Here is a 12,297-nt window from a genome sequence, read left to right on the forward strand (position 1 = left end):
AACTTAGTAACTTAGCCCCGAGACTTCGGGGCAGTAACTTAGTGACAAAAAAATGTTGAAAAAATCAAAATTTAAAGAATGGTTTGATCGTTATAAATATGCTGAATTAGCAAGTACAAGTGCCGCGCTTACTGCTTCTCTTTTTAGTAAAATTTATAGTGGATTAACGACAGCCTATATTATTACTTTTTCAGAATATTTGGCTTTTTACAGCGTCATTTTTATTTCTTCTTATAAAAAACTGGTTCAGCAAAATAAAGCGCTGAACAAAGTCACTACTTTCAAGGAAATTGTTTTACTGCTGAAAAATTTGGTTTTAGAATTTGGCTATCCGGCATTTTTAGACTTTTTGGTAATTCGTCCTTTTTGTATGTATTGGATGCCTATTTTATTTGGGAATTATTTTTTCGGAATTATTTTTGGGAAAATAGCTGCCGATTTATGTTTTTACTTTTTTACAATTGTCAATTATGAGATTATCAAAAAGAGAGAAATCTAAATGTCAAATTCAATCTTAAACTCAGCGCCTCTGTTTTTACCTTCACTGGTAGCACTTAAAGTTCCTTTATTTCTTTCAATAATTTTCTTGCACAAATACAAGCCAATTCCTGTCGATGATTCGTTTGCCGTCCCTAAACGACTCATTTTAGTGAATTTTTTAAACAGTTCTTCGATCTGGTTTTTATTAAACCCAATTCCTTTATCTAATACTGTAATTATTAATTTTGAGTCCTCATTATAGATTCTGACCTTGATTTCGCTGTCAAAATAAGAAAACTTAACAGCATTGCTTATTAAATTGACGATTACCTGGATCAGTAAACCTTCATCTATTTTAACGGTAGCCGATACAGTTTCTAAACTTAGACTTAATTTAATATTTTTATCAATTAAGCGTTGTTCGACCTGTTCATTGATAAAAGGCAAAATAGTAGGGAAAACAATTTCTCGTGGCTCCTGATTAAATTTTGCAACCTGATCTTGTTCCTTTAATAACTTTATAAAATTCTCGATATAACGAAATTGCAAGTTGGTCGATTCACAAATTAAATCGGCTAAATGTTTGATTGATTCTGATGGGTTTTCACTAAGAATCAATTTTGCTAATCCTTGCGGATTTCCGGCAAAATTTCTCAAATCATGTGAAAGCATATAAATCAAATCTTGCTTTTCGTTTATAAAACTTTCTGCTTCATATATTGATTCCTGAATATTACACATTAGCAAACCAGCCTCATCAGTGTATTCAGTAGGTAAAACTGAAAGTTTTCTATTATTTCGATAATCATCTAATGATTTTGAAGCTATTGAAATAGGTTTTATCAGTTGATTTAAAATTAAAAGCGTCAAAGCTGTAGCTAATAACGTCATTATCAAAGCAAAAATTAAAATAGAAGTGGGCGAAATATTATGCGAGTAAAATAGCACAAAAAATAAAATTCCGATTAAAGGAATGTGAATACCGATAAAAGCAACAAACAGAAATTTGAATGCATAACTTTTTTTCAGAAAGCTTATTTGTGAAAGATTGTGATACAAATTCATAAAAACATAACAAAACTACTGGTTAAAAATGTAGGATTTAGGGAAAATACTAAAAACAAAGTTAGCTTTTAAACTTAATTAAACTAATAAATTCAACAATTTGATAAAATATTTTAAAATTTAAATTTATAAAAGTTTACAAACCCTTATTTTTGCGCTATGGGAAGAAAAAATACAGACAAAGTTGTCTTTCATCAAATCCAGGTTCTTGATGCTGGAGCAAAAGGTGTATCAGTAGCTAAAGCTCCAGACGGAAAAGTAATATTTATTCCGAATGTAGTACCGGGTGATGTCGTTGACGTACAAACTTTCAAAAAAAGAAAAGCCTATTATGAAGGCAAAGCCGTAAAATTTCATGAATTATCAGAACATCGCATTGAACCAATTTGCGAACATTTTGGAGTTTGTGGAGGATGTAAATGGCAAAATATGAAATACAGCCAACAGTTGTATTACAAACAAAATGAAGTAAAAAACCACTTGCAGCGTATAGGAAAGGTGGAGCTTCCTGAATTCGAAACTATTTTGGGTTCAGAAAAACAATTTTTCTATAGAAATAAAATGGAGTTTTCGTTTTCTAACAGCCGTTGGTTAACCGAAAAAGAAATTGAAAGCACTGAAGATTTAGGAAACCGAAATGCTTTAGGATTTCATATTCCTAAAATGTGGGATAAAATTCTTGACATTCAAAAATGTCATCTACAGGAAGATCCTTCAAATGCCATCAGAAATGAAATCAGAGATTTTGCAAACGAGCATAATTTAGCTTTTTTTAATCCAAGAGAGCAATCAGGTCTACTAAGAACTTTCATGATTCGTACCGCTTCGACTGGTGAAATTATGGTTTTGATTCAGTTTTTCGAAAATGACAAGAAAAATCGCGAATTGATTTTAGATCATCTTTACGAGAAATTTCCGCAAATTACTTCATTGCAATATGTTGTAAACTCAAAACAAAACGATACGATTTACGATCAGGATATTAAACTATATAAAGGTAGAGATTATATTCTGGAAGAAATGGAAGGTTTAAAATTCAGCATCAATGCTAAATCTTTTTACCAAACCAATTCTGATCAGGCTTATGAATTGTACAAAATAACACGTGATTTTGCAGGTCTTACCGGTAATGAAACCGTTTACGATTTATATACAGGAACTGGAACGATTGCCCAATTCGTATCTAAAAAAGCAAAAAAAGTAATTGGTGTAGAAAGTGTTCCTGAAGCCATTTTAGATGCTAAAGCAAACGCAGAACGCAATAATATTACCAATTGCGAGTTTTTTGTTGGAGACATGAAAGTGGTATTCAATGAAAGTTTTATTGCACAACACGGAAAACCGGATGTTATTATTACAGATCCGCCAAGAGATGGTATGCATGCAGCAGTTATTGATCAAATCCTGAAAATTGCTCCTAAAAAAGTAGTATATGTAAGCTGTAACTCGGCTACACAAGCGAGAGACCTTGCTTTAATGGATGAAAAATACAAAGTTACCCGCGTTCGACCAGTTGATATGTTTCCGCAGACGCATCATGTTGAAAATGTTGTACTTTTAGAACTTAGATAACAAAATTTATAAATGAAAAAAATAATTTCTCTTTTATTAGTCTTTACTTTTGGCTTGTCGAGCTGCGAGAAAGATGATATTTGTGATCCAGATACGCCTACTACTCCAAGATTAGTATTTACATTTTATAAAATTAATAGCCCTAGTGAACTTCAAAATGTAACTGATTTAATGGTTATTGGTGAAGATGAGAAGACTGGAATTATTTTTAATGAAACCGCAACGGATACAACAAAATATTTAGCTAACGGAAGTACCATTTCTATTCCTCTAAAAACAAATGTAAATTCTACAACTTATACTTTTATTTTAGATTCTCAGAATGATAATCCTGCTGCGATAAACACTGATGCTATAAAATTCAATTATACGCATCAGGATGTATATGTTTCCCGAGCTTGCGGTTTTAAAACCACATTTACACTAGACCCGCTCTCGACTAGCCCTCCATTTAGCGTTCCTTTTGTTCAAACTGATACAGATGGCAACGGACTTTGGATGCAGGAAGTTTTTGTAATAAATCCTAACATTGAAAACGAAAATGAAACACACATTAAAGTATTTTTTTAGTAGTTGTTTATTGTTTTCAATGGTTTTGGTTCAGGCCCAGGAAACAACAACTACAACAGTAACAAAAGAAGCTGTTCCCGCAAAACCGAAAACCGAAAGTGCCAAACCAGAACTTCAGGAAGCTGCTAAACCAGATAGTATAAAAACAGATCGTTATGGTCTTCGTGTTGGAGTTGATTTATATAAACTAACCCGTGGTTTATATGATAAAGATTATAAAGGAATTGAGATTGTTGGAGACTTTCGTTTAACTAAAAAATACTATATCGCTGCAGAGCTTGGTTTCGAGGATAAGACGACAGACGACGACAGGTTAAATTCTACCGCAACAGGAACTTACATTAAGGGTGGTTTTGATTACAATTTGTACCAAAACTGGCTTGATATGGAGAACTTAATCACAATAGGTTTAAGAGGAGGTTTTAGTACTTTTAGTCAGAACTTAAACAGTTATAAAATCTATAATCCAAATCCATATTGGGGAGAACAGCCTGCAATTATTGCTGATAAAAAATACAACGGACTTACAGCCGGATGGCTTGAAGTTGCTATGGGCGTAAAAGCAAAAGTTTTTAATAATGTGTTTGTAGGTTTTGGCGTTCAACTAAAAATGTTAGTTGCAAATACAAAACCAGATGGTTTTGATAACCTTTATATTCCAGGTTTTAACAGGACTTATGACGGAAGTTTCGGAATTGGTTTTAATTACACTGTTTCTTATTTCATTCCAATTTATAAGAAGAAAACAGTTATTCCTCAAATCAAAAAAGACGCTCCAAAAAAATAGTTTTTACAGATAAATAAAAAAGCCTCAAATTTCTGAATTTGAGGCTTTTTTATTTATAATTTTTCTTCTTCCTACGATAACTGAAATTCAATTGCCGCCTTTGAATGAATTAATGTGGTATCAAAAACCGGTACAGAAAGATCTTCTGGTTTAATTACTAATGGAATCTCAGTACAACCCAAAATTATTCCCTCAGCACCTCTTTCAATTAATTGATTGGCAATTTCTAAGTATCGTTTTTTTGTTTCCGCAGTCACAAGTCCTCTTCCCAGTTCTTCAAAAATCGTAGTGTGAATAAAATCTTTATCATCCTGACTTTCCGGAATTATAGCTTCTATTCCTTTTGCTTTCAATTTATCTGTAAAGAAATCGAGTTCCATTGTAAACTTAGTTCCTAACAAACCAACCTTTTTAATTTCCTGTTTCTCAATTTCAACAGCCGTAGCCGTTGCAATATGAATAAGAGGCAAATCAATTGCTTCTTCCAATCGATCAGCGATAAGATGCATGGTATTGGCGCATAAAACAATCGCTTCTGCCCCGCCCGATTTTAAGAATTGACATCCTTTAAAAAGCATTTCAAAAGTAGAATCCCAATTATTGGTTTCATTGTTCTTTTTTATATCAGAATAATTGAACGAATAAATCAAACATTCAGAGAAGTTCAATCCTCCCATTTTTTCATTTATTCCCTCGTTTATAAGTTTGTAATAATCTGCCGTAGAAACCCAGCTAATACCCCCTATAAGTCCAATTTTCCTCATATAAAATAGTTCGTTATCCAATTTCTCTAATTCCTTTTATAAAAATCCATTTCATGAAAAGTTTCTCGCCATCTTTTGTTTTTACCGCCTGAAATTTAGGTGCAATCAAAGTAGCAACAATAAAAGCCGTCATCGGAATCCAGATTCCTGTTAATTGTGTATAGTTTGCAATTACAAATCTCCCTGCAATAAATAAAATTGCGAAACATCCTAATTGATATAAAAAACCTCTTACTTGTAGTTTAGTCATTTTTTTTCTTTTAAGGTTCAAAGTTACAGAGGTTCAAAGGGACAAAGTTTTTAAACCTCTGCACCTTTGAACCTCTGAGCCTTTGCAACTATTCGTTAACTTGAAATTTCGTTCTCTTGCTTCCTTCGTACATTTCGTATTTTACCAAACGCGCTTCAAGACTTGCGTTAAAAAGCTTGATTTTTCTTGAAGGTTTTAATCCAACAAATTTCAAGGCTTCAAGATTTGCTGTGATAAACCAGGCGTTTGTTCCCGGATAGCTTTTCTTTAAAGTATCTCCGATATTTTTGTAGAATTCTTCCATATGAATATCCAAACGCTCATCGTATGGCGGATTGAAAACCATATGTAACTTTCCTTCAACTGCTTTTTCAGTATCAAAAAAGTTGTCTTCAGAAATCGTAACGTAATCTTCTAAATTCGCGTTTCTGATATTGTCTTTAGCTTTGTTTACAGCACTTGGCGCTTTATCAAAACCTTTTATGGTATAATGAAATTCTTTTGTTTTTTTCATCAAACTGTTTACAATCTGATCAAATAAATCATTATCCCAGTCTTTCCATTTTTCGAAAGCAAATTCTTTTCTGTTGATGTTTGCCGGAATGTTACAAGCAATCATAGCTGCTTCTGCTAAAAATGTTCCAGATCCGCACATCGGGTCTAAAAAGTGACTTTGACCTTCCCAGCCTGACAACAACAGAATTCCTGCTGCTAAAACTTCGTTGATCGGCGCAATATTTGTAGCCGTTCTGTAACCACGTTGGTGCAATGAATTCCCTGAAGTATCCAATGCAACCGAAACCTGATCTTTATCAATATGAACGTTGATTCTTAAGTCTGGAAAAGCTTTATCAATACTCGGACGCTGACCTGTTCTTTCTCTAAACTGATCTACAATTGCATCTTTACATTTCTGAGAAACAAATTCAGAGTGATTAAAATAAGTCGAATGCACTGTCGCATCAATTACAAAAGTTTGGTTGGCATTTAGCAATTTGGACCAGTTTACGCCTGAAATCCCTTTGTATAATGCCTGCTCGTTGTTTGCTCTAAACGAATAAATCGGTTTTAAAACTTTAAGTGCCGTACGCAACGATAAATTGGCTTTGTACATAAAACCTTTATCGCCCTTAAAGCTTACCATTCTCACTCCTTTTTCGACATCCTGAGCACCAAGATCACGTAATTCTTTTTCTAATATTTCTTCGAAACCAAAAAAACATTTGGCAATCATTCTAAAATTTTCTTCCATCTTTATTTTTGTTTAAAAAAACAACTCCAATCGCAAAGGCATATTACCCCTCGCGAAATAGTTATTTTTCGGCAAAAATACACTAAATTTGCGGTACTTTGAATTAATTGAAATAGAATAAATGTCTGAAGCACCAAACTCATCAACACCAAATCAGGAGCGTAACACCGAAAACTGGTTCTCTTCATGGTTTGATACTCCGTATTATCACATTCTTTATAAAGACCGAAATTACCGAGAGGCTCAGATTTTTATGGATAATCTTACGCATTACCTAAATCTTCCTGAAAAGGCAAAAGTATTGGATTTGGCCTGCGGTAAAGGACGCCATTCTATTTATTTAAACCAACTTGGCTTTGATGTTTTAGGCGCCGATTTGTCTGAAAATAGTATTGCCGAAGCCAGCAAAAACAGCAACGAAACCCTGCATTTTAAAGTGCACGATATGCGCGAACCCTTCGAAGAAAAATTCGATGCTATTTTTAATTTGTTTACCAGTTTTGGTTATTTCGAAAGCGATGATGATAATTTGACGACTTTAAAAGCGATCAAAGAAAGTTTATCTGAATATGGTTTTGCTGTGATTGATTTTATGAATGTGGCTCAGGTAATCGAAACATTGGTTCCCGAAGAAGTAAAAACTGTTGACGGAATCGATTTTAAAATCAAAAGATACGTTGAAGACGGACATATTTTTAAAGAAATTGATTTTGAAGATCAAGGACATAAATATCATTTTACCGAAAAAGTAAAAGCTTTAACGTTAAAAGATTTTGAAGAATTAATGGCCGAAGCCGGAATTTTTCTGTTGGATATTTTTGGAGATTATAAACTCAAAAAATTTCATAAAACCGAAAGCGAACGATTAATCATGATTTTTAAATAATTGGTAAATCGTTTAATTGTTTAACCGTTTCATCGATTGAGCAAACAAGAAACAATTATCCGATTAAACAAATCAACGATTACACAAAATAAAAAATGAATTACTTACTACCCTTATTTTCTGTACTTTTAGGTTATGCTGTGGCTTTATTTATAAAACCAAAAAACAAAACCAATCTAAAATTATTGCTTGCTTTTAGCGGTTCATTTTTATTATCATTAACCGTAATGCATTTGTTGCCTGAAGTTTACGAATCTCACAATCACAATATTGGTTTATTCATCATGGTCGGGATTTTATTCCAGATTATCCTTGAATTTTTCTCAAAAGGAGCCGAACATGGACACGTTCATGGACATGCACAAATGTCTCAGATTCCGTGGCTGCTTTTCATCAGTTTGTGTATTCACGCCTTTTTAGAAGGTTTTCCCGTAAGTCATCATCATGGTTTAGCACTCGGTATTGCGATTCATCATTTGCCAATTGCCGTGATTCTAACCACTTTTTTCATCAATGCAAGTTTGAACAAAAAAGCCATTTTTGCGTTCATGCTGACCTTCGCTATTATGACGCCGCTTGGTACAATCGCATCCGAATATTTACCTATTTTAAACAAATATTACACTGAAATCACAGCCGTTGTTATCGGAATCCTATTCCATATTTCATCGACTATTATTTTTGAAAGCAGTGAAGGACATAAATTCAATGTCGCCAAAGTTTCCATGATTGTTCTCGGAATTCTATTGGCATTTGTATTATAATTAGGGCGTGCCCAAATTCACAAAAGGCGCTATTTAACAAACCGCTTATGTGCGCCTTTCGCAAATTCGGTCGGGCTATCCAGGCTACTTCGGTAGCTTCCTCCTATCCCTCACGCAAAAAAACTTCACACGTAAAAAAATACCTAACAGGTTTTTAAAACCTGTTAGGATATTACATAAATTATCTAATTGACTAATTTTCTAATTATCTAATTTAATTAGCTCTCTTCTTCTCGTCTTGATTTCCAAAAGCTCTTTCTTGTACTTTTATTTTATTATTTCCAAAATTATAAACTACCGATAATCGTGCAAATCGGTTGCTTTCATTTTGGCTATAGACTTGCTTTACACCATTTACAATTGAAACATCATCTTTTAAATACGACGTATTAAAAATATCATTTACTAAAAAGGCAATCTGCATGGTTTTGTTTAACAAATCTTGTTTATAACCAATATTCAAACTTGAGGTATATCCTGTTTCATACAAACCGCTTTTATAAGGTGTAGTATAATTAAAATCTATTTGTAATTTACTCGTTTTGCCAAGTGAAAATGTATTGTTGGTCGAAAAATCGACTTCAAGACCATTTACTGGTGTGGCATTAATATCTTTTATGAATTTAATATTTGAGCCTAAAAAATACAAAGAGTTCTCGCTCTCCCACCAATCTGCAAATGTGGCTGAATACGTTTCTCCAATTCCATAATTAAGGCCTTTAAAGTAATTCTCTCTCGATACCACCTGTGTCAATGTTTCTGGATTTGCAGTAAAAATGACGCCATATCCATCTGATACTGAATTCAAATAAATACTGGTTCTTAATATTTTTTTATACGAATGTACAAACTCAAAATTGTCACTAAAAGAAGGTTTTAAAAATGGATTTCCTTCTGAATAACTATTGCTGCTGATATAAACTCGAAATGGATTTAATAATGAAAAACTCGGTCTTTTAATTCTCCTTCCATAGTTTAAACTAAATGTATTGTTTTCGTTTTTCTGATAAGAAGTATAAAAAGTTGGAAATAATTTAAAATAATTATTTACGGTTTCCTGATTTAAAGTTTTTGAAAACCCATTTGTCTGTGTATTTTCTAATCGTAGTCCTGCTTGAAAATTCCATTTTTCATTGATTTTTTTATCTGCACTAATATAAACCGCCTGATTATTTTCGGTGTATTCAAATTGGTTAGATTGATTTGTATCTAATACCGGAGTTCCTGTAATGGTGTTAAAAAAAACCACATCGCTATTGCTTTTTGTAAAACTCATTTTTGCTCCATAAGATAAATTTAACGCCTGAAGCGGATGTTCCATATCAGCCTTGAAACTCAAATTATTAATATCCTGATTCGAAATATTTCGTCCTGACTGATTTATATCCACAAAAGTTCCATCTGATGCATAATTGTTTGCGATAAAATCTCTGTCGAATTTCGAATCATAATCAAAATAATCCACATCAAAAGACAATTTTCGGTTTAGAGAATCCAGTTTTGTAATCAAATGTAGATTATAAGTTTGATTGCCTGTTTCCCTGTCTAAAAAACTCTCATTGACTATATAACTTTCTAATTCATTTTGAGTATTGTACTGATCTATTCTAATATCCGAGTCAAAATCAGGATTGCTTTTATCTTTTAAAAATTGAAAACCAATGCTCGTTTTTTCTGACAAATCATAATCCAAAGCTACTTTTCCAGATAGATTATCTTCATTTAATTTCGTTACTGCCTTCATCTTTGAAGGGCCTTCATCGAAATACATATCAAGACCTTCCTCAATATTTCTATAACCTGTTTTTCCATTTATACTGGCCGAAACTCTAAACTTGTTTTTATTATAAAAGAAATTATTCCTTAAAGCATAAATTCCATATTTATTCTGGTCATATGAAGCTGTGGTTGTGTTTTTCCAGGAATTACGAGCGCCTTTTTTCATAATAATATTGATCAGTCCGCCAGTTCCTTCTGCTTCATATTTTGACGAAGGATTACTTATAATTTCGATATTTTTAATATCACTTGCCGAAATAGATTTCAGGAAATTATTAAGTTCTTCGCCAGTTAATTCAATCATCCTTCCGTCAATCATTACACGAGAAGTCCCCTTTCCCAATATGTTGATAGCATTATTTTGTACTACAACGCCTGGCGCTGTATTTATAGCACTTAAGGCATCTCCGCCAACGTTTGTTACATTATTTTCCAGATTATAAACCAAACGATCTGTTTTTTGCTCAATCGTATTTTTTCCGGATTGAATAACAACTTCTCCTAAATTGGTTACATTTTCCTTTAAAATAATCAAACCCAAATTGATGTCTTTTTCAACGGTAATTTCTTTCTCAAATTCAGAATATCCCGGTGCATTAATTTTCACTTTGTAGAATCCTTTATTTAAAATGACTTCAAAACTTCCGTCTTCTTTAGTTGTTGTTCCATTTATAATTTTACCATCTTGATTTACTATTACAACATCTGTCCACGCTGCTGGTGTTTTTTCGTCTGCAATTTTTCCATTTAATTTTAAGGATGTTTGTGCTAAACAAAAAAGAGGCAATAGTAAAAAAATAAAGAGGTTAACTTTTTTCATAATTTCTAATTTTAACTTGTTCGATTAATTTGAAGCAAAGTTGCCTTAGAAATTTTGAGAAGGCGACCGACAAAAAAAAGTCGAACCAATTTCTATTTAGGAAATCAGTTCGACTTTATTTAGCATGGCGTACGACTTTTTACAAAACCTTTATTATGAAGCGTTTCGGTATGCTGTAGGCGTTAAATTAGTATATTTTTTAAAAGACGTATTAAAAGACGATTTTGAATTAAAACCTACTTCATAGAGAATTTCTAAAACTGTGAGATCCTTTTTTAAAGGATTTTTTAAAATAATCATGGCTTTTTGAATGCGATATTCGTTTACAAAATCAAAAAAATGCTGATCCATATGATGATTAATCAAAATGGATAAATCACGAACCGGAATATCTATTTGATTTGAGAGTTCCTGAATCGTAAGCGACGGGTCAAGGAAAGGTTCTTTCTCGGTCATATATTTCTTCAATGCTAAAATCTGAGCTGTAATTAAATCGTTTTGATGCTCTTTTATTTCAACAGCACTTTCATTTTCCTTAGGAAGAATATCTCTTGTTAATTGTAATTTAGAATCTATACCTCTAAAAAGTTCGGGATGATTCAATGCTTTTAATACAAACCAACAAGTTACTAACAAGGCTAAAAATTGCATGATTACATTTGCCCAAATCCATAGTACTTCAAAATCGGTAAATCTTAAAATATTTTTAGCTATTGATAAGTAATATAAACTAAAAAATACAGTCGATATTTGAAACAACCACTTAAAAATAGAAGTCTTAGGATTAGTATAATTTTCCCGATATATTTCTTTATACTTTTTTAAAACTAAAAATACTCCAATGCTGTACAATATAATTTGTAAAGCCAACATCAACTGCAAAAAGTAAAATTCAGGCATTTGACTACGCTGCTCATAAAACTGCATTTTATCTACATCGTTTAAAAAATAGATTTTGCTTATAAAAACTGCATTTATAAATACAAATGGAATTGCATGAAGCAAATGCTTGGTTCTTAATCGAAAATCAGCAAAACAAACGGAGATTATATACAGATAGAAAACAGGAAGTGTCAAAGCACAAGTAGTCCATCTGAAAAATTCTAAATTAAGATAATCTTTAATGAAAGCTTCACTAATAAAAATTCCAATATCATCAACTACAAAAAATAGTAAATAAGAAGCAAATAGTCTATTTGCTAATTTATTTTGGGTTTTTACAGTGAATAAAAAGAATGCCAGCAATAAAGAAACAAAAACTGACATCCGGCCCATAACACTCAAAAAGCTATCTATATCCATTTATTT

Annotated in this window: 12 protein-coding genes; 6 read left to right on the forward strand and 6 right to left on the reverse strand. The window is 32.4% G+C overall.

Translation table 11 applies throughout. The annotated features are described in order from the left end of the window. The first annotated feature begins 52 nt into the window (after positions 1-52). A complete protein-coding gene (locus tag BUA98_RS09185; protein ID WP_072971285.1) occupies positions 53-499 on the forward strand; it encodes a hypothetical protein in 447 nt (148 codons plus the stop codon). Here the strand turns inward: BUA98_RS09185 and BUA98_RS09190 are convergent. Further along, positions 496-1,371: a sensor histidine kinase gene (locus BUA98_RS09190; RefSeq protein ID WP_244279184.1), complete on the reverse strand. Its 876-nt coding sequence runs from the start codon at positions 1,369-1,371 to the stop codon at positions 496-498. The genes BUA98_RS09185 and BUA98_RS09190 overlap by 4 nt on opposite strands. 333 nt (positions 1,372-1,704) lie before the next feature. On the opposite strand from BUA98_RS09190, the gene rlmD reads away from it, so the two are divergent. Genes rlmD through BUA98_RS09205 form a run of 3 tightly spaced genes read left to right on the forward strand, consistent with a single transcriptional unit; the run spans position 1,705 to position 4,474 of the window. Further along, positions 1,705-3,117: a 23S rRNA (uracil(1939)-C(5))-methyltransferase RlmD gene (gene rlmD, locus BUA98_RS09195; protein ID WP_072971287.1), complete on the forward strand. Its 1,413-nt coding sequence runs from the start codon at positions 1,705-1,707 to the stop codon at positions 3,115-3,117. A 12-nt stretch (positions 3,118-3,129) separates the two neighbouring features. After that, positions 3,130-3,687 (forward strand): DUF6452 family protein, encoded by a 558-nt coding sequence (locus BUA98_RS09200; RefSeq protein ID WP_072971288.1) that lies wholly within the window; start codon positions 3,130-3,132, stop codon positions 3,685-3,687. After that, a complete protein-coding gene (locus tag BUA98_RS09205) occupies positions 3,659-4,474 on the forward strand; it encodes a DUF6048 family protein (protein ID WP_072971289.1) in 816 nt (271 codons plus the stop codon). The genes BUA98_RS09200 and BUA98_RS09205 overlap by 29 nt, the downstream gene beginning before the upstream one ends. A gap of 71 nt (positions 4,475-4,545) precedes the next feature. Here the strand turns inward: BUA98_RS09205 and BUA98_RS09210 are convergent, their stop codons facing one another. From BUA98_RS09210 to BUA98_RS09220, 3 genes are all read right to left on the reverse strand, one after another. After that, positions 4,546-5,238 (reverse strand): aspartate/glutamate racemase family protein, encoded by a 693-nt coding sequence (locus tag BUA98_RS09210; protein WP_072971904.1) that lies wholly within the window; start codon positions 5,236-5,238, stop codon positions 4,546-4,548. Between the two features lie 13 nt (positions 5,239-5,251). Next, positions 5,252-5,488 carry a hypothetical protein gene (locus BUA98_RS09215; RefSeq protein ID WP_056185923.1) on the reverse strand — a complete coding sequence of 79 codons (237 nt, stop codon included), beginning with the start codon at positions 5,486-5,488 and terminating at the stop codon, positions 5,252-5,254. A gap of 88 nt (positions 5,489-5,576) precedes the next feature. Further along, the gene (locus BUA98_RS09220) at positions 5,577-6,740 is read right to left on the reverse strand and encodes a THUMP domain-containing class I SAM-dependent RNA methyltransferase (RefSeq protein ID WP_072971290.1); all 1,164 of its coding nucleotides are present in this window, start codon (positions 6,738-6,740) and stop codon (positions 5,577-5,579) included. Between the two features lie 121 nt (positions 6,741-6,861). Here BUA98_RS09220 and BUA98_RS09225 point away from each other — a divergent pair, with 121 nt between their 5' ends. Next, positions 6,862-7,626, forward strand: a complete 765-nt coding sequence (locus tag BUA98_RS09225) for a class I SAM-dependent methyltransferase (protein ID WP_072971291.1) — start codon at positions 6,862-6,864, stop codon at positions 7,624-7,626. A 95-nt stretch (positions 7,627-7,721) separates the two neighbouring features. Next, positions 7,722-8,390 (forward strand): ZIP family metal transporter, encoded by a 669-nt coding sequence (locus BUA98_RS09230; protein ID WP_072971292.1) that lies wholly within the window; start codon positions 7,722-7,724, stop codon positions 8,388-8,390. Positions 8,391-8,604: 214 nt separating this feature from the next. Here the strand turns inward: BUA98_RS09230 and BUA98_RS09235 are convergent, their stop codons facing one another. Continuing rightward, positions 8,605-10,989: a TonB-dependent receptor domain-containing protein gene (locus BUA98_RS09235; RefSeq protein WP_072971293.1), complete on the reverse strand. Its 2,385-nt coding sequence runs from the start codon at positions 10,987-10,989 to the stop codon at positions 8,605-8,607. 153 nt (positions 10,990-11,142) lie between these two features. Then, positions 11,143-12,291, reverse strand: coding sequence for a helix-turn-helix domain-containing protein (locus BUA98_RS09240; protein WP_072971296.1), 1,149 nt, complete (start codon positions 12,289-12,291; stop codon positions 11,143-11,145). Positions 12,292-12,297 lie beyond the last annotated feature (6 nt).

This window comes from Flavobacterium saccharophilum, assembly GCF_900142735.1.
GTDB classification, from domain to species: Bacteria; Bacteroidota; Bacteroidia; order Flavobacteriales; family Flavobacteriaceae; genus Flavobacterium; species Flavobacterium saccharophilum.

Bases quoted from the DNA above. Each gene is read 5' to 3' on its own strand.
- BUA98_RS09215 (WP_056185923.1), bottom strand. From the start codon at position 5,488: ATGACTAAACTACAAGTAAGAGGTTTTTTATATCAATTAGGATGTTTC.
- rlmD (WP_072971287.1), top strand. From the start codon at position 1,705: ATGGGAAGAAAAAATACAGACAAAGTTGTCTTTCATCAAATCCAGGTT.
- BUA98_RS09200 (WP_072971288.1), top strand. From the start codon at position 3,130: ATGAAAAAAATAATTTCTCTTTTATTAGTCTTTACTTTTGGCTTGTCG.
- BUA98_RS09205 (WP_072971289.1), top strand. From the start codon at position 3,659: ATGAAACACACATTAAAGTATTTTTTTAGTAGTTGTTTATTGTTTTCA.
- BUA98_RS09190 (WP_244279184.1), bottom strand. From the start codon at position 1,371: ATGACGTTATTAGCTACAGCTTTGACGCTTTTAATTTTAAATCAACTG.
- BUA98_RS09240 (WP_072971296.1), bottom strand. From the start codon at position 12,291: ATGGATATAGATAGCTTTTTGAGTGTTATGGGCCGGATGTCAGTTTTT.
- BUA98_RS09230 (WP_072971292.1), top strand. From the start codon at position 7,722: ATGAATTACTTACTACCCTTATTTTCTGTACTTTTAGGTTATGCTGTG.
- BUA98_RS09235 (WP_072971293.1), bottom strand. From the start codon at position 10,989: ATGAAAAAAGTTAACCTCTTTATTTTTTTACTATTGCCTCTTTTTTGT.
- BUA98_RS09185 (WP_072971285.1), top strand. From the start codon at position 53: ATGTTGAAAAAATCAAAATTTAAAGAATGGTTTGATCGTTATAAATAT.
- BUA98_RS09210 (WP_072971904.1), bottom strand. From the start codon at position 5,238: ATGAGGAAAATTGGACTTATAGGGGGTATTAGCTGGGTTTCTACGGCA.
- BUA98_RS09225 (WP_072971291.1), top strand. From the start codon at position 6,862: ATGTCTGAAGCACCAAACTCATCAACACCAAATCAGGAGCGTAACACC.
- BUA98_RS09220 (WP_072971290.1), bottom strand. From the start codon at position 6,740: ATGGAAGAAAATTTTAGAATGATTGCCAAATGTTTTTTTGGTTTCGAA.